Origin of the sequence: Brevibacterium antiquum, assembly GCF_016107655.1 — a bacterium.
In the GTDB taxonomy this organism is placed as follows: domain Bacteria; phylum Actinomycetota; class Actinomycetes; order Actinomycetales; family Brevibacteriaceae; genus Brevibacterium; species Brevibacterium antiquum.
On sequence record NZ_JABASX010000001.1, the window covers coordinates 109,676 to 131,450 of the forward strand.

16 protein-coding genes are annotated in these 21,775 nt (G+C 62.7%); 8 read left to right on the top strand and 8 right to left on the bottom strand.

What is annotated here, in order from left to right:
• The first annotated feature begins 152 nt into the window (after positions 1–152).
• Both JFC13_RS00520 and JFC13_RS00525 read left to right on the top strand, forming a co-directional pair.
• The gene (locus tag JFC13_RS00520; protein WP_198395168.1) at positions 153–1,286 is read left to right on the top strand and encodes a metallophosphoesterase family protein; all 1,134 of its coding nucleotides are present in this window, start codon (positions 153–155) and stop codon (positions 1,284–1,286) included.
• Positions 1,283–3,931, top strand: coding sequence for an AAA family ATPase (locus tag JFC13_RS00525; protein WP_198395169.1), 2,649 nt, complete (start codon positions 1,283–1,285; stop codon positions 3,929–3,931). The genes JFC13_RS00520 and JFC13_RS00525 overlap by 4 nt, the downstream gene beginning before the upstream one ends.
• A gap of 143 nt (positions 3,932–4,074) precedes the next feature.
• Here the strand turns inward: JFC13_RS00525 and JFC13_RS00530 are convergent, their stop codons facing one another.
• From JFC13_RS00530 to JFC13_RS00545, 4 genes are read right to left on the bottom strand one after another with little or no spacing between them, the layout of a single operon-like run.
• A complete protein-coding gene (locus tag JFC13_RS00530) occupies positions 4,075–5,811 on the bottom strand; it encodes a class I adenylate-forming enzyme family protein (RefSeq protein WP_198395170.1) in 1,737 nt (578 codons plus the stop codon).
• A 56-nt stretch (positions 5,812–5,867) separates the two neighbouring features.
• Positions 5,868–7,073, bottom strand: coding sequence for an acyl-CoA dehydrogenase family protein (locus tag JFC13_RS00535; RefSeq protein ID WP_198395171.1), 1,206 nt, complete (start codon positions 7,071–7,073; stop codon positions 5,868–5,870).
• Positions 7,057–7,956: an SDR family oxidoreductase gene (locus JFC13_RS00540; protein ID WP_198395172.1), complete on the bottom strand. Its 900-nt coding sequence runs from the start codon at positions 7,954–7,956 to the stop codon at positions 7,057–7,059. Before JFC13_RS00540 ends, JFC13_RS00535 begins: the two co-directional genes overlap by 17 nt.
• Positions 7,953–8,987: a phosphotransferase family protein gene (locus JFC13_RS00545; RefSeq protein ID WP_198395173.1), complete on the bottom strand. Its 1,035-nt coding sequence runs from the start codon at positions 8,985–8,987 to the stop codon at positions 7,953–7,955. The genes JFC13_RS00540 and JFC13_RS00545 overlap by 4 nt, the downstream gene beginning before the upstream one ends.
• Before the next feature lie 153 nt (positions 8,988–9,140).
• On the opposite strand from JFC13_RS00545, the gene JFC13_RS00550 reads away from it, so the two are divergent.
• On the top strand, positions 9,141–10,112 hold the full coding sequence (locus JFC13_RS00550; RefSeq protein WP_198395174.1) for an NADPH:quinone oxidoreductase family protein: 972 nt from the start codon (positions 9,141–9,143) through the stop codon (positions 10,110–10,112).
• Here the strand turns inward: JFC13_RS00550 and JFC13_RS00555 are convergent, their stop codons facing one another.
• A complete protein-coding gene (locus tag JFC13_RS00555; protein WP_198395175.1) occupies positions 10,113–11,279 on the bottom strand; it encodes an acyl-CoA dehydrogenase family protein in 1,167 nt (388 codons plus the stop codon).
• 37 nt (positions 11,280–11,316) lie between these two features.
• Positions 11,317–12,459 (bottom strand): thiolase family protein, encoded by a 1,143-nt coding sequence (locus JFC13_RS00560; RefSeq protein ID WP_198395176.1) that lies wholly within the window; start codon positions 12,457–12,459, stop codon positions 11,317–11,319.
• A 208-nt stretch (positions 12,460–12,667) separates the two neighbouring features.
• Here JFC13_RS00560 and JFC13_RS00565 point away from each other — a divergent pair, with 208 nt between their 5' ends.
• The 3 genes from JFC13_RS00565 to JFC13_RS00575 are packed head-to-tail and all read left to right on the top strand — an operon-like array spanning position 12,668 to position 15,749.
• On the top strand, positions 12,668–13,429 hold the full coding sequence (locus JFC13_RS00565) for an SDR family NAD(P)-dependent oxidoreductase (RefSeq protein WP_198395177.1): 762 nt from the start codon (positions 12,668–12,670) through the stop codon (positions 13,427–13,429).
• On the top strand, positions 13,426–14,124 hold the full coding sequence (locus JFC13_RS00570) for a TetR/AcrR family transcriptional regulator (protein ID WP_198395178.1): 699 nt from the start codon (positions 13,426–13,428) through the stop codon (positions 14,122–14,124). Before JFC13_RS00565 ends, JFC13_RS00570 begins: the two co-directional genes overlap by 4 nt.
• Before the next feature lie 44 nt (positions 14,125–14,168).
• Positions 14,169–15,749, top strand: coding sequence for an AMP-binding protein (locus JFC13_RS00575; protein ID WP_198395179.1), 1,581 nt, complete (start codon positions 14,169–14,171; stop codon positions 15,747–15,749).
• A gap of 54 nt (positions 15,750–15,803) precedes the next feature.
• Here JFC13_RS00575 and JFC13_RS00580 read toward each other — a convergent pair whose 3' ends face one another.
• A complete protein-coding gene (locus JFC13_RS00580; protein WP_198395180.1) occupies positions 15,804–17,420 on the bottom strand; it encodes a nuclease-related domain-containing DEAD/DEAH box helicase in 1,617 nt (538 codons plus the stop codon).
• Positions 17,421–17,445: 25 nt separating this feature from the next.
• Positions 17,446–19,395 (bottom strand): TRAP transporter permease, encoded by a 1,950-nt coding sequence (locus tag JFC13_RS00585; RefSeq protein WP_198395181.1) that lies wholly within the window; start codon positions 19,393–19,395, stop codon positions 17,446–17,448.
• 271 nt (positions 19,396–19,666) lie between these two features.
• Here JFC13_RS00585 and JFC13_RS00590 point away from each other — a divergent pair, with 271 nt between their 5' ends.
• Together JFC13_RS00590 and JFC13_RS00595 are read left to right on the top strand one after the other, a co-directional pair.
• Positions 19,667–20,782, top strand: coding sequence for a TAXI family TRAP transporter solute-binding subunit (locus JFC13_RS00590; protein WP_198395182.1), 1,116 nt, complete (start codon positions 19,667–19,669; stop codon positions 20,780–20,782).
• 55 nt (positions 20,783–20,837) lie between these two features.
• Positions 20,838–21,746 (top strand): LysR family transcriptional regulator, encoded by a 909-nt coding sequence (locus JFC13_RS00595; RefSeq protein ID WP_332839296.1) that lies wholly within the window; start codon positions 20,838–20,840, stop codon positions 21,744–21,746.
• The last annotated feature ends 29 nt before the right edge of the window (positions 21,747–21,775 follow it).

Here is a 21,775-nt window from a genome sequence, read left to right on the forward strand (position 1 = left end):
AACTTCGACGGCACGGGTCCGCAGGATTTGCGGGACCGGCTGAATCGCTGCCTTCGCGCTCCGCGAGTATGACCTGTTTCACATTCCATGTCAGTGCCTGTCCGTAGGGTGGATGTGCATACATAGGATGGGGGAGAACCTAGGAGGAACCCATGAGATTCGTCGCCACCGGAGACTGGCAGTTGGGCATGACGGCGCACTATCTCAGTGCCGAAGCCCGCCCGCGGTTTCACCGTGCCCGCCTCGATGCCGTCAAGCGCATCGGTGAGATCGCTGCCGAGCAGTCGTGCGAATTCGTCCTCGTCTGCGGTGACGTGTTCGAGTCCAACCAACTCGACCGAGCCATCATCTCCCGCACCTTCGAGGTTCTGGCCGCCTTCACTGTGCCCGTCGTCCTGTTGCCGGGCAATCACGATCCCCTCGACGCCGCCTCCATCTACGATTCCCCCGCCTTCATGTCCCGGCAGCCTGACCACGTCCACGTCCTGCGCGACAGCGAACCGTTCGAAGTCATCCCGGGCGTCGAAATCGTCGGTGCCCCGTGGTTCTCGAAACGTCCCCAAGGCGACCTGGTCGCCCAAGCAACCCAGAACCTCGCCGAGGTGGCTCCAGGGTGCGTGCGCATCATCGCCGGCCACGGTGCCGTGAGCACGTTGGATCCCGATCGGGAATCTCTGGCCACGATCGACACCGACAGCCTCAAGGCTGTGGTGAAGGAGGGCCGTGCCCAGTTCGTCGCACTGGGTGACAGGCACGCCACCTATTCCGTCGACGAGACGATCTGGTATCCCGGTGCCCCGGAGGTGACCTCTCGACGCGAGGACGATCCCGGCAATGTCCTCCTCGTCGATGTCGACCCCCAGACGCATACAAGCGCGGTGGAGAAAGTGCACATCGGCCGCTGGTCCTACCTCGTCGTCGAGGAGGACGTGAACTCGGACGAGGACGTCACCCGCCTCGAACAGCGACTGACCGACATCCCGAATAAGGACAGCACCGCAGTCTGGCTCGTTCTCAGAGGCACACTGTCCACAGCAGCGAAGTCGCGCCTCGATGAAGTCCTCGACCACGCCGCAGACCTCTTCGCTCTCGTCTCGCTGTGGGAACGGCACACGGACATTGCGGTGGTCGCCGCCGACGAAGACTTCGCCGACCTCGGTCTGAGCGGATACCTGCAGGAGACCCTCGACGAATTGGCGGAATCCGCGGCAGGAGACGACCCAACTGCTGCAGCGGCACAGGACGCACTGGGGCTGCTGTATCGATTTGCGAGGAGCGGATCATGAGATTCCATTCCATCAACCTGCGCAATTACCGAGGCATTGCGGACTCCCGCGTTGAATTCGGCGATGGAGTCACCGTCGTCGAAGGACCCAACGAGGTCGGCAAGTCCTCAATCCATGAAGCCATCACCCATCTGCGCGAAGACAAATCGAGCTCACGCAAGGCCAGCGTAAAAGAGACCCAACCCGTCGGTGTCGATGCCGGACCCGAAGTGGAACTGCACCTGAGCACAGGGGACTACGAACTCAAGTACCGGAAGCGGTGGATCAAACAGCCTTTCACCGAACTCAGCGTGATCAGACCCAGACCGGAACAGCTGAGCAGCGATGATGCCCACGACCGGTTCCTCTCGATCCTCGCCGATACCGTCGATGTCGATCTGCTCGTCGCCCTCGACGTGGCACAGGGAGAAAGCCTGGCCCAGGCACCGCTGGCTCAGATCAAGGCCCTGCACAGTGCGCTCAACGAATCGGGCATCGAGGTCGCCGATCACGACGACTTCCTCGACCGGATCGAAGTCGAATATTCGAAGTACTTCACAAAGTCCGGAAAGGAGACCGGAGACTACAAAGCGGCAAATGCTGAAGTCCCCAGTGCCGAAGCCGCTTTCGAGGAGTTGCGTGAACGCAGCCGCGGGATGGACGAGCTCGTCGACAACCACGCCAGGGCGGCTGCCCGTCTGGAATCCGTCCGGGGGCAGCTGTCACAGGCCCTGAATGACCGTCACGAAGCCGAACAGGCGGCGAAGGCCGTGGCTGAACTCAAAGCAGTGCTCGATCAGACGATGGAACAGGCGAAGTCGGCACAGCGTGATCAGCAGATCGCCCGGGAGGCTCTGGACCGACGCACACAGCTCATCGACGATGTTGCTGCGGCCGAGGAGACCGTGACTGCGACCCGGTCGTCGGTCACTGACCTTGAAGCGACGCAAAGTGACATCGACTCGGACTTCGCTCGCGCGCAGAAGACCCTCGAGGACAAGCAGAGCGCGCTCGACGAGGCACGTGCATTGGCGAAGGCTGCAGCCAAAGACGTGACCGAGGCGCGTGCCCGCACTGACCTCACCGAACTCACCCGTCGACTCGACACTATTCGTGACCATGATGAGAAGAAGAGCCGGGCACAGGCGACGATCGGGTCGATTGCGGTCACCACCAAGGACGTCGAGGCGCTGATCTCGCTGGAGACGGAGGTGAGGATCGCGGAGAATGCGAAGACCTCTGCCGCGGCACAGATCGTTGCGAAGCGCCTCGGCTCGCAGGCCATAGATGTCGATGGAACCGCGCTGGGTGATGGTGCAACTGGAGAATTCGCCGCGGTCAAGGACGTGCGAATCACGATCGAGGGCATCGCTGACATCACCGTGCGCCCGGGAGCATCGCCCGTCGAGCTGGACAAGGCTCTGGCCTCGGCCAAACAAGCCTTCGACGTAGAGCTGCAGCGCCTTGATGTCGACTCCGTGGCCCAAGCCCGGGAAAGAGCCGATGTTCGTGCTGATGCAGAAGCAGTCAAGGCAGAAGCCGATTCGACGCTCAAGGTACTCCTGGGCCAGGACAGGCGAGACAAGCTTGAAGCCGCGCTCGCTCGCGCACAGCAGATCCTCGGAACCGATGGAACCTGCCCAGGCACCGAGGGCAAACCCGAGGACGGCGCCGAGGCAGACAGTCCTCATGATGAGAGGCCCCTCAACGAGCTCGAAAAGGCAGTCACAGAGTCCGAGAAGACTGTCGACGACGCTCAGTCCGCGGTGGATGCCGCCCGCGTCGAACTCGAACGAACTCGCACGAACAGAGATGACGCGCGCGTGGAGACGGTCCGGGCACAGACCAGCCTGAAAGAAGCCGAAACTCAGCACGAGCGACTGACGAGCAGTCTGGCTGCGGCAAGGACGACGAACTCTGACGCCGATCTGGAAGAAGCGGTGAAGTCTGCGAAGGCTCAAGCGTCGAATGTCGACTCACAGGTCAACGAAGCACGAGTCGCCTATGAGGCAGCCGACCCCGAGTCCTTGGAGATGCAGCTGCAGAATGTGCGGCAACTCGTCGGCAGCAAGGAAGCCCAGCGAGAGGAAGTGCGACAGGAGGTCGATCGTCTATCTGCCCTCATCGACGATCGTGCCAGTGAAGGCATCTACGAAAAGCTTGCGGCTGCCGAAGAGGCGCTGGAATCGGCTCTGAGGAAGCAGGCACGGCTGGCCCGTCAGGCGACGGCAATCAACCTGCTGCGCACCACAGTCCTCAAACACAAGGAAGAGTCCCAGCGGAAGTACGTGGCTCCATTCAAGGAGCAGATCGAGCGTCTGGGCAGGCTGGTCTTCGGGCAGGGACTGTCGGTTGAGGTCTCCGAGGACCTTGAGATCGTCTCACGCACCTTGAACGAACGAACCGTGCCCTTCGAATCACTGTCAGGCGGAACGAAGGAGCAGCTTGCGCTCATCGGCAGACTCGCAGTGGCAACACTCGTCGACAGTGATTCTGGGGCACCTGTGGTCCTCGACGACGCCTTCGGCTTTGCCGATGCGCAGCGGCTCAACGCGCTCAACGTCATCCTGAGCACGGTCGGGAAGAGTGCTCAGGTCATCCTGCTCACCTGCCAGCCGGATCGCTTCGCCCGCCTCGGCGGAGCGAAGACCGTGAGCCTGACGTAACCCAGCATCGCGTCAACAGACCCGGACGGACCCGACAGCCGCCCTTCCGGAATGCCCAAACAAACTAACACAGCCGCCGCGTCAAGCAGACGCGGCGGCCTTCGCAGGCTGACGTCATTGGCAGCGTGCAGTCGATTCGCGGATCAGTCGGTACCGGCTGCCCCTGCTTTCGCCTCCTGTGCCGCAGCAACGGCATCGGCGCGAATGGTGCGGCGCAGAATCTTGCCTGAGCTGGTTTTGGGCAGCTCGTCGATGATGGTCACCTGACGTGGCGCCTTGTACGAGGCCAACTTCTCGCGACAGAACTCGACGATCGCAGCCTCGGTGACCTCGTCGGCTTCAGGACCCGACTGCAGAGTCACGAACGCGGCGACACTCTCGCCGCGGTACTCGTCGGGAATGCCGACAACTGCTGCCTCTTGGATTGCAGGGTGTGTGTAGAGGACGTCCTCAACCTCCCGCGGCCAGACCTTGAACCCGGAGGCGTTGATCATGTCCTTCTTGCGATCGACGATGAAGAGCCATCCGTCCTCGTTCATGTATCCGACGTCGCCGGTGCGCAGCTCCCCATTCGGGATCTGTTCGGCGGTGGCCTTCTCATTGTTGATGTATTCGGAAACGACCTCAGGTCCCGAGATGGCGACTTCGCCGATCTCGTTGGGGCCCAGTGGTTCGCCGGAGTCATCGAGGATGCGGATCATGGTGTCCGGTTGGGGCAGACCGCAGGAAAGATTGCCGCTGTCAGGGTCAACCGGTGCTCGCAGTCCAGGTGGGACGGTGGCGACCTGCGCGCAGGTCTCTGTCAGGCCATATCCCTGGCCGATGTAGACGCCGGTCCTCTGCTCGAACTTGTTCACCAATCCCTCGGGCAGCGGCGCACCCCCGGACATGATGCGTTTGAACGATGAGAAGTGATCGGGTGTCGCAGACGGATGAGCCAACATCGCGGTGTAGACCGTCGCCGGTCCGGCCATGTAAGTCGGCCGCTCGCGCAGGAAGAGTTCGAGAAGCGATCCCGGGTCGAAACGATAGTTGAGGACCAGACGTGCGCCCCCGGCGACACCCGCGATGAACTGGCAGACGAACCCGGTGATGTGGAAGATGGGGGCCAAGGTGAGGAAGCCATCGCCTGGCTCGAACGACGGTGTCCGCACACAGTAGCGAGAGTTGCTCGACACGGAGGCATGAGTCCCCGATGCTCCCTTCGACCGGCCCGAAGTCCCCGAGGTGTAGACGACAATCGCTCTGTCGTCGGGCTTCGGAGCAACCGGTGTGAAATCGGTATCCAGCCTGGACTGGACGACGGCCTGGAAGTCGGGGAGATTCGGCACCTGATCTGCGCCGGGATTCTCACCAGGAGTTCCGGGCAGCTCATCGAACATGGAGAAGATCACCTCGGGGCCATCGGTCTGGAAGCCGCGATCATCGTTGAGCACAACCACAGGAAGAGATGCCGCATAAGGAGCGACGCGATTCAGGAATGCAGCCTTCGAGACCATGAGCCCCTTGACCTCGGCATCGGCGAAGATGTGCTCGAGCTCGCCTCGATACATGGGATTGAGCGGGACAACCACACCACCGACCTTCCAGATTCCGTAGGTGGCGATCATGAAGGCGGGAGTGTTCTGATCATAGATGGCGACCCGGTCGCCGGACCCGATGCCCTGCTCCGACAGATAAGCAGCGAACGCGGTGGAATACCGGTCGAATTCCGACCAAGTCAGCGTGAACCCGTAGTAGCTGATGGCCTCTTCATCACCGTACGTTGCGACCGTCGCGGCCAGGTCGCGCAGCGTTGTGGATTTCTCCAAGGTGTGCGGCTCGTTCGCAAGGTCTCCCCAGGTCTTCAGCCAGGGACGGGTGTCTGTCCACGTGCTCATCTCTTCACTTCCTTCATCGTTGAATGGGGTGGCGCACAGCTTGTCCAATTGACCAGCTATTTGCGGTACTTCTTCATCTCGTTCCGAGCGATTGAGCGTTTGTGCACCTCATCGGGGCCGTCGGCCAGACGCAGCGTGCGCATGTGCGCCCACATGCTGGCCAGTGGGAAGTCCTCGGTGACGCCGGCACCGCCGTGGACCTGGATCGCGCGATCGATGATCTTCAGCGCCATCGCCGGAGCGACGACCTTGATCTCTGCGATCTCGTTCTTCGCGACCTTGTTGCCGTGCTTGTCCATCATGTCCGCCGCATGCAGCGTCAGCAGCCTGGCCTGATCGATCTCGATCCGGGCCTCGGCGATCCAGTCCTGGATGTTCGCACGAGACGACAGCTTCTCACCGAAGGTCACGCGCTCCTCGGCGCGCTTGACCATGAGCTCCAGCGCCCGTTCGGCCGCACCGATCGCACGCATGCAGTGGTGGATTCGGCCCGGGCCCAGGCGGGCCTGACTGATCGCGAAGCCCTCACCTTCGCCCTTGAGGATATCGCTGGCGGGGACATGGACGTCTTCGAAGGTGATCTCGGCGTGGCCCTCCCGATCGTGGTAACCGAAGACGGGGAGGTTGCGCACCACGGTGACACCGGGGGCATCGATCGGGACGACGAGCATCGATTGCTGACGATGCACCTCGGCGTCGGGCGATGTTTTGCCCATGATGATGAGCACACGGCAATTGGGGTGCATGCCGTTGGAGGCGAACCATTTGCGGCCGTTGAGGACGAAGCCGTCCTCCGTAGGTTCCATGCGCATCTCGACGTTCGTGGCATCGGAGCTGGCAACCGCGGGTTCGGTCATGGCGAATGCCGAGGCGATCTCACCGTTGAGCAGAGGCCCCAGGTACTTCTCCTTGTGCTCATCGGTGCCGAAGCGGGTGAAGACTTCCATGTTGCCAGTGTCAGGGGCGTTGCAGTTGATGGATTCGGGGGCGATCTCGATGCTGTGGCCGGTGATCTCGGCCAGGGGCGCATACTCGAGGTTCGTCAGTCCCGGCCCCCACTGGGGATCGGGGTGGAAGAGGTTCCACAGTCCCTGGCTCTTGGCCTCGGCCTTGAGGTCCTCGAGTATCTGCGGCTGAGTGTGCGGGCTGGCTGCCGCGGCCATCTGCTGGGCATAGACGGACTCCGCGGGGTAGACGAAGTCGTCCATGAACTTCCTCAGACGTTCCTGGTAGTCGCGGCCGCGTTCAGTCGTTTCCAGCATGTGTGGTCTCCTCTTTGAGTCGGTTCGCTTCGTTGAGCCGGTTCTGATAGCGGCTCATGCCTTTGAGCCAGCGGTCGTAGTCGCTGCCCTTCATGCGGTACATGTCGAGCACCTCGGGGTGGGGGAGGATGAGGAACTGCTCTGCTTCGACGGCATCGAGGGCGACGTCTGCGACGGCGGCGGGTGTGAGCACTGTGCCGGCTTCGGTGACTGCTGCCTGTGCCGGCCCGTCGGCACCACTGGCGCGCAGCAGGTCGGTGTCGACGCCCATCGGAGCGATGACCGAGGCCCGGATTCCGTCTTCGCGGTAGGTCAGGGACAACCATTCGGCGAACCCGACCGAGGCGTGCTTGGTCACCGAATACGCGGCCGATCCGATCTGTGTGAGCAGGCCCGCCGCCGAGGCGGTCGCGACGAAATATCCCGCCCCGGCCTCCTGCCAGCGGGGGATGAGGGCTTGGGCTGCGCGGATGTGGGCGCGCAGGTTGACGTCGATGATTGCGTCCCAATCACCGTCGGAATCACCGAGTCCCGCGGGACCGATGATGCCGGCGTTCGCGAAGTACATGTCGACCCCGCCGAGGCGGTCGTCGGTGAAGGCGATGAGATCGTCGATTCCGTCGACCGAGGATACATCGCCCACCCATGCGTGGACTGCGGCGGGGGAGCCGAGTCCCACGGCGGTGTCGGTGACCGCGGGGGAGAGATCGGCGAGGACGACTCGGGCACCGCGCGCGATCAGTTCGGTTGCCAGCGCCGCACCGATCCCGCCGGCGCCGCCGGTGACGATGACGCGTTTGTCGGTAATGGGGTTCTTCACGCCGTCGCCGGAGGCCGTCGTATTGCCGATGGAGGGCGCCGTGTTGTACTCATGTGCGTTCATGACTTCTCCAGAAGGGTCAGAGCCTGGCGAGCGAGGTCTTCGACTCCGGCGCCAGCGGCTTCCGGATCGAGGTCGAGGTCTCCCATCTTGCCGGTCACCAGGCGTGTGTAGACACCTTCGCGGATGCACGCGAGCTTCCACATCGCGAAGGCCTCGTAGTAGCCGACGTCGTGGACCTCGTGTCCGCTGACTTCCTGGTAGCGGTCGATGATCTCCTCGGCTTCAGGGAAACCGAGGTCGGGGGTCGGCACCCAGATGCTCGTGTAGTCCGTAGGCACCGTGAGCATCGCGACGAAGTATCCCAGATCGGTGAGCACCTCGCCGACTGCCGTGAGCTCCCAGTCGACGACGGCGTTGACGCCGCCGTCGGGGGCGAAGATCATGTTGTTGGGTTTGAAGTCGCCGTGGGCCAGACCAACGGGGCTGCCGGCCGGATCTGGCATTCTCTCGGCGAGAGCGTCGTGGACCTCATGGATGATGGGGATGTCGCGCATGGAGATCTCTTCGACCTGCCCGAGCCAGCGTCGCAGCTGCCGTTCGATGAGACCGCCGTTTCGGCGCAGATCCCCGAGCCCCACTTCGTCGATGTCGACGCGATGGATCGCCGCCAGCGTATCGACCATGCCGAACGCGCACGCCCGCTTGTCGTCGGTTCCCAGTCCAGCAGGTATCCGCGCCCAATCGGAGGGTTCATTGATGGCGAACCCGGGGCAGTGCTCCATGAAGACGAAGGGCACGTCGAGGACCTCAGGGTCGTCGACGATGTCGATGACGTGGGGGACGGGCACAGGGCTGTCAGACAGCGCTGCCATGATCCGACCCTCACGGGAGACATTGTGGGCACTTCCACCGGAGTGACCGAGCGGTGGACGTCGGAGCACCCAGCGCGGGAGCCCGTCCACGGTGATCGTGAAAGTGAGATTTGAGCGTCCGATGGACATGACTTCGACGTCGAAGTCCGTGACTCCGAACCGGTCCTCAATCCATCGCCCGATGGTTGAGGGATCGAATCCTGCAGGTGCTGTGGTCAACGTCGACCCTCCCGAGTGAACAATCGTTCAGTTTCAATCACAGTATTCAACCCAGGCGTGGGAGTCAAGCTGAAATCGTGATGCCGGTCACTACCGAATGTGATAGTGATGAGTGGGTCATCCCACGCTTCTTTCATCCACAGTGAGGACATCATGAGAGCCATTCGCGTTGCCACCCTGACCGGACCAGACGATGTTGAGCTTGCGGAAGTCGACCGGCCGGCTCCGGGGCACGGCGAGGTCCTCGTCGAGGTCGCCTATGCCGGCGTGACGTTCCCCGAACTGCTCCAGACCAGGGGCATGTACCAGGTCAAGCATGACCTGCCCTTCGTCCTCGGGTCGGAAGCAGCCGGCATCGTCGCCGAGGCGGGCCCTGGGTCCCGGTTCTCCGTAGGTGACCGTGTGGCTGCGATTCCCGGCAAAGGCTCGTTCGCGGAGTTCATGGTCGTCTCCGACGAGCAGACAGTGCCCGTGCCTGATGGCATCAGCCTGGCCCACGCTGCTGGAATGCCGATGAACGTGCTCACCGCGGACTTCGCGCTGCGCTTGAGGGCGCAGGCGAAGGCCGGACAGTCCATCCTCGTCCATGGCGCAGCCGGAGGACTCGGATCGGCGGCGGTGCAGATGGCGCTGGCCATCGGCCTCGAAGTCATCGGCGTGGTCTCGACCGAGGCCAAGGCCCAGACGGTGCGCGAGCTCGGCGCCACACATGTGGTCATGGCAGAGGGCTTCAAGGACGCGACCAAGGAGATCTGCCCGAACGGAGTCGACTATGTCTTCGACCCGGTCGGCGGGGACCGCTTCACCGACTCGACCCGAGTCCTCGCGCCCTACGGCCGACTTCTCGTCCTCGGATTCACCGCCGGTGAGATCCCCTCGGTCAAGGTCAATCGTCTGCTGCTGAAGAACATCTCCGTCGACGGTGTGGCCTGGGGTGCCGCGACCCGCGAGCGGCCTGGTTACATCGCCGAACAGTGGGACGCTATCGCTGACTATGTGGCTGCGGGCAAGCTCAATCCCGCGATCCACGGCACCTACCCGCTCAGCGACGCTGCGACCGCGATCGGCGAACTCGACTCACGCAGCGTCCAGGGAAAGGTCCTCCTCGAAGTCAAAGGCGAGTGACTATTTCCTGCGGTAGCGCTTGGCGATATCGCGGCCGACGAGTTCCTTCATCACCTCGTTCGATCCGCCGAATATCGCCTGGACGCGGCTGTCCTTGAACGCTCGGGTAATCGGGTATTCGAGCATGTAGCCATAGCCGCCGAAGAGCTGCAGACACCGGTTGATGACCTCGATCTCGAGATCAGACCCGAGGTACTTCGCCTTGGCCGCATCGACGGGAGACAGTTCTCCGGCGTTGAGGGCCAGGGCGCAGCGGTCGACGAATGCTTCGAGGGCATCGACGCGGGTCTCGAGCTCGGCGAGCTCGAAGCGCGTGTTCTGGAAGTCACCGATGGTCTGCCCGAAGGCCGGTCTGGTGAAGACGTACTCGCCTGTCCATGCCAGTGCTGCCCTGGCGCCCGCCAACGTCCCGGATCCGATGAGCATGCGTTCGGTCGGCAGGTTGACCATGAGGTGGATGAACCCCTGGTCGAGCTCGCCGAGGAGGGCATCGGCGGGCACGCGCACATCGGAGAACGACAGCTCCGAGGTGTCCTGGGCATCCATGCCCAGCTTCTTGAGCTTGCGTCCTCGTTCGAAGCCCGGTGTGCCGTCATCGACGATGAACAGCGACGTGCCCTGGGACGGTTTGGCATCGGGGTCGGTGCGCGCGACGACGATGACGAAGTCGCAGTGATAGCCGTTGGTGATGAAGGTCTTCGCACCGTTGATCACCCAGTCGTCGCCGTCGCGCACGGCCTTGGTCGTGATGCCCTGGAGGTCCGAGCCGGCATTCGGTTCGGTCATGGCGATCGCACCGATCGACTCGCCCGAGGCCAGGCCCGGCAGGTACTTCTCCTTCTGCGCCTGGGTGCCGAAGGCCAACAGATAGCCGGGAACGATGCCGTCGGACACGCCCCATCCACTGGTGGTCCCGCCGACACCTCGGCGGGCGATCTCTTCGCTGCGGACCATCTCGAACCGGAAGTCATCGACCCCGGCCCCGCCGAATTCCTCGGGGATGGTCAGGCCGATGACCCCCGCCTCGGCGGCCTTCTTCCACATCGATCTGTCGACGAGATGGTCTTCCTCCCAGGCCTCGACATGGGGTACGACCTCACGGTCGAGGAAGGTCGCGACGGTGCCGCGGAAGGCTTCGTGGTCCTCGTTGTACAGGTTTCTCTTCACAGGTGGTGTCCTCTTCGTCGATCGGGTTCAGGCGGTTTCAGAGCAGTTCGAGGATGGTGGCGTTGGCCTGTCCGCCGCCCTCGCACATCGACTGCAGGCCGTAGCGGATTCCCTGCTGCTGCATGTGGTGGATCATCGTCGTCATCAGCCTTGCCCCCGAGCCGCCGAGGGGGTGGCCCAGTGCGATGGCCCCGCCGTTGGGGTTGAGGCGGTTGATGTCGGCACCGGTCTCGGCCAGCCAGGCCAGGGGCACCGAAGCGAAGGCTTCGTTGATCTCGAAGACTCCGATTTCGTCGACGGAGAGCCCGGATCTCTTCAGCGCCTTCGCGGTCGCGGGAATGGGGCCGGTGAGCATGATGACGGGATCGGCGCCGGCGAGGACGGCTGTGTGCACCTTCGCCATCGGAGTCAGGCCAAGTTCCTTGGCCTTGGCCGAGGTCATCATCAGCAGGGCTGCCGAACCATCAGAGATCTGAGAGGCGTTGCCTGCAGTGACGACGCCGTCCTGTTTGAACACGGTATCGAGACCGGCCAGCGTGTCCACACTGGTGCCGCGGCGGATGCCCTCGTCGGTTCTGACCTCTCCGGCGTGCGTGGGGACGGGGATGATCTGTGAGTCGAAGCGACCGGCATCGGTGGCTGCGGCTGCGAGTTCGTGGGAGCGCACGGCGAGTTCGTCGAGCTGGGTGCGGCTGAGCTTCCACTGTTCGGCGATCATCTCAGCGCCGATGCCCTGGTTCGGCTTGACGTTGTCATAGCGGGCGTTGAACTTCTCACCGTATGGGGACGCGCCGGCGGCAGATGAGCCCATGGGTACGCGGGACATGGACTCGACGCCGCCTGCGACGACGACATCGTAGTGACCGGCGATGAGCCCGGCCGCAGCGAAGTGCACGGCCTGCTGCGAGGAGCCGCATTGCCGGTCGACGGTGACGCCGGGCACCGACTCGGGGAGCCCGGCGGATAGGGCGACGGTGCGTGCGATGTCACCGGTCTGTTCGCCGGACTGGGATACGCATCCGAAGATGACGTCGTCGATGGCTGCCGGATCGATTACGGTCTGGGCAACGACATCGGCCACGGCGGTGGCGCCCAGATCGGCCGGGTGGATGCCCGAGAGCATGCCCTTGCGCTTGCCTGTCGGTGTGCGCCGTGCGGCGACGATGACTGCGTCGTTCATCTGTGCTCCTCTGTGACGGTGATCGTGCGGTGCGGGTTCCTGTGCCGACTTCTGTGCCGAGTGGCGAAGAATCCGCTGTGAAAATGTGACCCAGATAACTGATCGTGCGTTAAGATTTTCACGAAGACGAGAAACAGTCAAGACAGACCGTAAGTTCGCCAGGTAGTGGTTTCGGCGAATGCAGAGTCGAATGCAGAGGAGTCATCAGATGGAGATTCGCGACCAGGTTGCTCTCATCACCGGCGGAGCCTCGGGCCTCGGCCTGGCCACGGCCCAGCGACTGCTGGCGGCCGGGGGCAAAGTGCTCATCGTCGACCTGCCGAGCTCACGCGGGGACGATGCGGCCGCCGAACTCGGCGAGAATGCCAGCTTCTGCGCGGCCGACGTCACCAGTGAAGAGCAGGTACAGGCCGCCGTCGATGCCGCCGCTGCGATGGGTCCGCTGCGCGTCGTCGTCAACTGTGCGGGCATCGGCGGAGCGGCTCGTGTCTCCGGCCGCAAGGGGCCGTTCCCACTCGACATGTTCACCAAGGTCGTCAGCGTCAACCTCATCGGCACCTTCAACGTTCTGCGCCTCGGTGCGGCGGCGATGCAGACGGTCGACGCGATCGGCGAGGAGCGCGGCGTCATCATCAACACCGCCTCGGCGGCGGCATACGACGGACAGATCGGTCAGGCCGCCTATTCGGCGTCCAAGGGCGGCATCGTCGGAATGACTCTGCCGGTCGCCCGCGATCTGGCCAGCAGCAAGATCCGGGTGATGACCATCGCTCCCGGCACGTTCACGACTCCGCTCATGCAGGGGGCCTCCGAGGAGACGCTGGCGAGCCTGGGGGAGCAGGTGCCCCATCCCTCCCGTCTCGGCGAGCCCGATGAGTACGCGTCACTGGCTGAGCACATCGTGTCCAACCCGATGCTCAATGGGGAGGTCATCAGGCTCGACGGTGCGATCCGGATGGCCCCGAAGTGACTGTGAACCAGCCCGAAGCACCCGACGCCGGAAGCAGGCAGCCCGACCGCGTGGGCCAGGCGGATCGGACCGCGCGGTCGAAGGAACTCATCCTCGATGCGACGATCGAATGCCTTCTCGCCGAAGGATATTCGGCGACGACCACGATGAAGATCCAGGCCAAGGCCGGCGTGACCCGGGGCAGGCTTCTGCACCATTTTCCGTCGAAGCGGGAGCTGCTCACGGCTGCGGTCACGCGCCTCGGGCAGCAGCGTCTGAACCGGAACCTCGAGGACCGCACCGACGACTTCAGTCGCTCCCTGGTCAGACAGCGTCCGTCCGCCGGTGAGGTGGGACCGCGCTCCGACTGGGCTGTGACGACCTTGTGGGCGGGACTGATGCACTCGAGTTTCTTCACCGCACTCGAGCTGTGGATCGCGTCGCGGACAGACGATGCGCTCGCCGACAAGGTCAGAGCGCACGAGAAGAACGTGTTCGAGAGAGTGAGGGAGAACGCCCGCGAGCTGTTCGGCCCTGTCATCGCAGCACAGGCAGGGTACGACCACATGTTCTCCGTGCTCTTCTCGAGCATGCGAGGGATGGCCGTGACCTACACGTTCTCCCACCTCGACCCCCAAACCGAACCGATGATCGCAACCTGGCAGCAGATCGCACGATCCCTCCTGACCGATGAACCTGCCGAGGACCGAACCTGAACCGACCCGATGACCACCGATGTCGACGATGACAAGGAAGTGACATGTATCCAGGAAAATGGGCCGCGAAGAACCCTGACAAACCCGCGCTCATCATGGCTGACACCGAGGCGGTGCTCACCTTCGGCGAACTCGAGGACCGGTCCCTGCGGCTGGCCAACCACCTGCGCTCGGTAGGCTTTGAGAAGGGCGATCACATTGCGGTCATGGCAGAGAACCGGTTCGAGATCATCGAGGCCCTGTGGGCAGCCCTGCGCACAGGGGCGATCATCACGGTCGTCAATTCTCACCTGACTGCAGCGGAATCGGCTTACATCGTCGATGACTGCGATGCCCGAGCTCTCCTCCTGTCGACCCGGTTGGAGAAGTCGAGCGAGGTTGCCGCCGAGTGCCAGCAGGTCGAGAACCGGATCCGCATCGATGCCGTCCCCGACGGTGAGGCGGGGGAGGTCTTCGCCGGCTGGGATGAGTATGAAGCGGTGCTCGCGGCTGCCTCGGCGGATCAGCCCGAGGTCGAGCCTCGCGGTGACGACATGCTCTACTCCTCGGGCACGACCGGACGACCGAAGGGCATCCTGCCCGGAGCCACCGATCTGCTCATCGGGGACGAGGACGTTCCGCTCATCAGCTTGTTCCGCATCCTCTACGGATTCGACGATGAGACGGTCTACCTCTCGCCCGCGCCTCTCTACCACGCGGCACCTCTGCGGTTCGTGATGACGACGCACTCCCAGGGCGGCACCGTCGTCGTCATGCCCCGCTTCGACGCCGAGGAGGCTCTGGTCCTGATCGAGAAGCACCGCGTCACGCACTCGCAGTGGGTGCCCACGATGTTCATCCGGATGCTCAAACTGCCCGACGAGGTGCGACGTTCCTTCGACGTCTCCAGTCTCAAGGTCGCAATCCATGCCGCCGCACCGTGCCCGCCCGAGGTCAAGCGGACGATGATCGAGTGGTGGGGCCCGGTGATCTATGAGTACTATGCTGCGACCGAGAGCAACGGCCTGACCATCATCGACAGCCAGCAGGCGCTGGAGAGACCGGGCTCGGTCGGCCGTGACGGGGTTAAGGGCATCGTCCACATCTGCGGACCTGATGGAAAGGAGCTGCCTGCCGGAGAGGTCGGAGTCATCTACTTCGAAGCCACGTCGGCCCTGTTCGAGTACTACAAGGACCCGTCGAAGACCGCGGCCTCCAGGCACCCGGATCATCCGGACACGTGGGCGACGACGGGAGATATGGGCTACCTCGACGAGGACAGATTCCTCTACATCGCCGAGCGCAGCACGGGCCTCATCATCGTCGGGGGAGTCAACATCTACCCGCAGGAGATCGAGAATGCGCTCGCCCTGCGGCCCCAGATCGACGATGTGGCTGTGGTGGGTAGGGCCGATGACGAGCTGGGCCAGGTTCCCGTCGCATTTGTGCAGTTGGCCGATGGTGTCGCCGAGGCGGGGCAGGCCGACGAGATCCGCAGTTGGCTGGTCGATCGCCTGGCCCGGTTCAAGATTCCCCGCGAGTACTACTTCGTCCCGGAACTGCCGCGAACTCCGACCGGGAAGCTGGTCAAGCGGAAGCTGCCGGATCCAGCGACGCTGGCGGACTCTGCGACGATGGCAGGTTAGCCAGTGCCGATACCAGGGTGAATCGCACTCGGCGGGGAGGGCAGTCAGTCGTCTTCAGGCGCCGTAGACCTGGCCGAAGGCACTCATGTCACCGACGACGACGAGTTTCGTTGTCGCCCGTGACATTCCGACGTAGAGCATGTCCAATGCCCGGTCGGGGTCGCGGAACCCGTTGATGCACAGCACCACGACGGGGCGTTCGAGACCCTTGAAGCCGAGGACGTGTCCGTAGAAGATGTCATCGGCGGCGAAGTACTGGTCCCAATAGGCCGAGGTGCCTTCGGTCTCGACGATCTCTCGTTGGACCGGGTGTCGGCTGCCGGTTGTCAGCAATGCGATGTCGCCGGGATTCCAGCCGGCGTCCATGAGGGATTCGACCTGTGAATCCGCCTCGGCGAGGGCATCGTCGATGTCGACCTCGCTCCACTCGATCTCCTCACCGGGCCCATTGCGGGGAATCGGCGGATCGAGGGCGAGGTCGGCGAAGCCGGCCACGATCTGCTCGGAGTTGCGCAGGTTCTCGTCGAGCTGGATCGGGTTCATCGTGATCGGTGATTCGCCCTCACGGCCGAAGATACGCTGCCGCTCATCGGTGAAGACGTAGAGTGTGCCGTCGACTTGATTGCGCAGGCACGATTGGACGGCCTCCCACCACAGGAGGCTGAAGTCCTGGCCCTCGTCGATGACGATCGCGTCGAAGAGCTTCTTCCGCGGACGCTCGTCTGCGAGGTCTTTGAGCTGCAGCGGCAGACGGCGCTCCCAGTAGTCGGAATCGTCATCGCTGCCAGGTGCCGCTCCCCACGAGATCGGCAGATCATGGAACAGGCCCACGTAGGCGGGGCGGTCGCCTTCGGGCCATTGGGCGGTGAAGAGCTGGAGGAACCGGCCCAGGCCGCGGGAATAGCACATGAGGGCGACCCGTCTGCCTTCGCGAGTGAGCGACTGGGCCTTGAGTAGCGCCAGGTAGGTCTTGCCCGAGCCCGCACCGCCGCTGATCTCGGCCCGGTTCTGATGGCGGAGAATGCTGATGAGCTTCGCCTGTTCCCGGCTGAGCTCATCGGCGCGGTCGGAGATCTCCGTGGCCCTGAGACTGACGTTCTCCACCGCTTGATTCGTCCGTCGTAGGTTCTTGAGGACGAATTCGTGCGGAGTGGAGATACTGTCGCGCTCAGGGGTGAAGTCGTATCTCAGCTGGGTGGAGATGACATCGGCGATCGACCCGAGCTGCGTGGAGTCGACGATCTGGTGCCGAGGTGCGTCCGGTTGGTCCCAGTCCTCGGGCAGCTGCGTGTAGGGCAGCACCGCAAGATGGCTGATGGGCCCGGGCAACGTTGAGACCCGGGTCCGCAGATAGTCGACGAGGGTGTGCTTGGCGACCATCGCCTGCTCGAGCGGGGAGACCTTGAGTCGATTGCGATGGCCCTGAGAATCCTGCGTGATCCAACGCCCGTCCTCGACGCCGACCCGACCACCCTTGACCTCGATGACGGCGATGCCGAAACCGGGCCAGAGCACCAGGATGTCGATCTCGACGTCCTTGTCGTCCCCGGTCAGGCGCTGGCCGTGAACCATCGTCGTGTCGTCGGGAAGCTGCTCGCACAGAGCATTCCACACTGCCGCCTCGGCGGTGGAGCCATTGAAATCAGGCTGCTGCGGGATCAACGTGACCATAGCCCGAGACTAGCCGAGGATAGGACTATTTCTCAGCAAGCACGGACTCTTCCGAAGGAACGTCTTCGTCGATTCCGACCGGAGTATGCTCGCCCCCGAGGTTCCAGAACCGGGTGACGAAGAAGCAGACGGCTCCGAGGGCAACGCCGATGACCGAGAATGCCAGCTCGGGTGCAAAGGTCAGCAATCCAGCCACGATGAGGAGGGCTCGCATCATCCAGTTGGGCCTACGTCCGACGATGACCAGCCAACCTTCGAAGGCACATCCGAGGAAGAAGACCCCGACGATGGCGAAGACGAAGGTGATGAGGACTTCGGGCAACGGTGCTTGTGCGACGAGGGCAGGATTGAGCGCGAAGGCGAATGGGACCACATATTTCACGGCGCCCAAGCGCATCGCGACCAGGGAAGTCTGCATCGGTGGAGTTCTCGCGATGTTCGCCGCGGCAAAGGACGCGAGGGCAACAGGGGGAGTGATGTAGGAAACCGTTGCCCAGTAGATGACGAAGAGATGACCGGCGATCGGATTGACTCCCAGCTCCACGAGAGCCGGAGCCATGACGATGGCCAGGAAGACATAGACTGCGGAGACCGTCATGCCCATGCCCAGGACAAACGACGTGATGGCTGCGGCGATGAGGACAAGAATGAGGTTGCCGGAGAACGCGTTGACGAGTTCGCGAGCCAGCGACAAGCTCACTCCGGTCATCGACAGGCCCCCGACGATCAACCCGACGCCGGCGATGATGCCGAGGATCTCGGCAATCGTCTTGCCCGAGCTGTAGAGGAACTCTCCGAATCCTTTGATGCCCATGCGGTACTTCTTGGAGAAGACTGCCACGACGAGAAGGAATCCAACGATCCAGTAGGGAGCCTGGCTCTCATTCTTCTGGATCACCAGGAGGAGGACCAGGCCTAAGAGAGCCGCGAGATAAGCCCAACCGAATACAACGACTTTGCCGACGTTGGGCAGAAGATTCTTCGCAACGCCTTTCAAGCCCGACTTGGCAGAATAGGCGTCAGCCTGAACGAAGATTCCGATGTAGTACAGAAGAGCCGGGATGACAGCGGCCAGGGCAATCTGTCCGTATGGGACGCCGACGAAGGACACCATCAGGAAGGCGGCGGTGCCCATGATCGGCGGCATGATCGTACCGCCGGTGGCAGCCGTCGCTTCGATGCCGGCCGCGTAGCGTCCGGTGAAGCCCGCCTTCTTCATCGCTGGAATAGTCATCGGACCAGTGGTGAGCACGTTGGAGACGGCGGACCCACTCATCATCCCCATGAATGCCGAGGAGATGACTGAGACTTTGGCAGAACCGCCTCGGAAACGGCCGAACAGACCCATCGCCAGATCGTAGAAGAACGTTGCCCCGCCGGAGTGCTGAAGTGCGACTCCGAAGAGCAGGAAGCCGACGAGAATGGTCGCACCGGTCTGGAGAGGCAGTCCCAGGATGGAGTCCACACCCATGGCATGGATCTGTGCGGCAGTTTTGATGTCGAAGGGGATTCCCTGCAGGAATGGGATCGGAATGTAGGCCGTGAATATCGGGTACAGGGAGAAGACCAGGGCGATGATCGTGACGACGAGGCCAGCCGTGCGGCGCAGCGCTTCGAGCACCACGATCCAGAACACGAATGACAGCGCTGAGGCAGTGGGCACCGGTGCGTAGTCCCATCCCAGGGTCACGATATTTTCTGCGTTGACGCAGAAGTAGGCGCACGTGGCCAGGGTGATGAGGGCCAACGCAATGTCGTGGATGGGGACCGGTCTGTCATTCTGGGACTTCTTCGCAGGGAAGACGATGAAGACGATGGGAAGGAACGCGGCGAGGACGGCGTACATGTACGCGTTCTTCAGCAGCGAGATTCCGCCCGGATTCCAGAAGAACGCCTGGTTCATCGCAATGAGCACGCCGATCACGGTGAGCGTGATGACGGTGGCTTTCCAGAAAGTGGTGATTCGGACGTTCATTGTCGTTCCTCAACTGATTCGCGGCCTGGGCACTGGCGGTGTCGTGGTGCTGCGTCTGATCCGTCAGAGCGAACGTCTGCACTTCTTCCTTGAAAGCTGCGGACGTGCCCGGACGAATAGTGTGGTGTGTTGCATATATTACTTGAATGACAATAATCTAGGTTCATATATTCTGCAATATGTCAGCGGGACGTCCGTGTCTGATTTCTGAGACTTCGCTCGTGCCACTGAGAACGACACCGTGATCCATGCCGATGTGGAAGGCCGAACAATGAAGTTTCGCGCATTACTCGCAATTCTCTTAGCTCTTACGCTGGCACTGAGCGCCTGCACCCCGCCGACGAAGAAGGTGAACGGGATCCGCGACCCGTTGGTATTCGCCACCTATGGCACTGGAACGTCGACCTATGCGGACTTGGCCGCAGTGACGGATGCGGTGTCGACGGATACCGACGCGCGACTGCGCATCATCACCTCCGACACGGCGATCGGCCGACTGGCGCCGATGAAGGCCGGGATCGCCCAGATGGGCAGGCTCGGTGATGAGTACATCTTCGGGTTCGAGGGCCAGAACGAGTTCGCCAGTGAGAACTGGGGGCCACAGGACCTGCGCGTCGTCTGGGCTCCGCTGTCGCCGCACTCGCTGCTCACACGCAAGTCTGATGGGATCAAGACCCCCGCCGATCTCAAGGGCAAGAAGATCCCCAACGTGACCGCAAACCCATCAGTGAACGGAAAGATCGAAGCCTACCTTGCCTATGCGGGGCTGACCCTGGACGATGTGGAGCTGGTCGACGTCGCCTATTCGGAGCAGCCGGCGGCGCTAGAATCCGGCCAGATCGATGCTCTCTATCAGCAGGTCTATGGTTCTTCGCTCTTCGAGCTCGAGTCGAAGTTCGACGTCAGTTGGATTGAACTCGATCCCAAAGACAAAAAGGGAATCGAACGGGTGCATGAGCTGGCACCGCAGCTCAACATCCTGCCGTTCGAAGATGCGCCAGGTCAGGAGGAGGGCACCAGCACACATGGATTCGTCTACACCTTGCCGATTTCCACGTACGCGGATGCGTCGGATGACGAGGTGAAAAGGCTGGTGAGCTCGATGGCATCGACATTCCCGAAGTACAAAGCATCAACGCTCAATACGCCGAGGTGGAAGCCCGATGATGTTGAGACCACGCCTCGAGTCATTCCCTTCCACCCGGGTACTATCGCATGGCTCAAGGAGAACGGTCAGTGGACGGACGAAGCGCAGAAGCGCAATGACGAGCTGATCGAGCGAGGCGAGAAGCTTCGCGCGGAATGGAAGAAGTTCATGGACACCAAACCGAATAAGGACGACATTCCCAAGAAGTGGGCCGAGTGGAAGGTCTCGGCTGATCTGTAAGAAGCGATGCTCAACAAGGTCTAGAATTTCAGACCACCGGCGTGGAAGGTGAAGAGTGGAAGTTCAACAGGCGCGTGTGTTCATGGCGCTCGCAGAAGAGCTGCATTTCGGCCGGGCTGCGGAGCGTCTGGGGATGGGACAGTCGTTGCTGAGTCGGACGATTCGGCAACTTGAGGATGAGCTCGGCGCCACCCTGTTCCAGCGGACTACTCGAAACGTGCGCCTGGCGCCGGCAGGGTTGGCACTTTTCGAACCAGCTCGACAGATGATCAGTCTGGCGCGAGTGGCGGTCGATTCGGTGAAGCGCGCGGCGGCTGGAGAAGTCGGGCAAGTGGGCTTCGGATTTGCACGCGCGTCCTCGCGTGGCATGGCCGCCTCATTGGTGGCGGCGGCATACGAAGACCATCCCGGCATCACTTTCGCCATTGAGTCCAACGTCTTCGCCGACGAAGGACTGACCCGGTTGGCTGATGGGAGCCTCGATCTTGCTCTTGTGAGGTGGACCCGGCAACCACCGAACATCACCGGGCGGCCCGTATTGATCGAACGCCCCGTCGTCACCCTGCCTGACTCGCACCGTCTCGCCCGGAGGAAACTCATTCGCGTCGATGAACTGGCAGATGAAGACCTGCTCTCTCTCCCAGCGAACCCGAACTCGACGCTTCGCGAGACGACAATCCGACTGTGTCACAACGCAGGCTTCTCGCCTCGGGTGATTCTCGAGCTTCCCGACGCTCAGACGATCTCTGCTCTGATCGCAGCGGGCATGGGAATCACCATCACCTTTGACTCGGTCGCGGCAACCATGCGTGAGCCCGGCACTGTGACAGTTCCACTCGACGTTGCGGACGAGTCGTCGGTGGTCTATCTTGCACACCTGCAGACTCATGGAAGTGCATCGTTGTCTGCCGTGTTGGCAATTGCAGAGACCGTCCTGCCGACGGTAGGCAGCACCAGTGAATGATTTTGACTGAGCGGCTCGTTGGGTTCGGT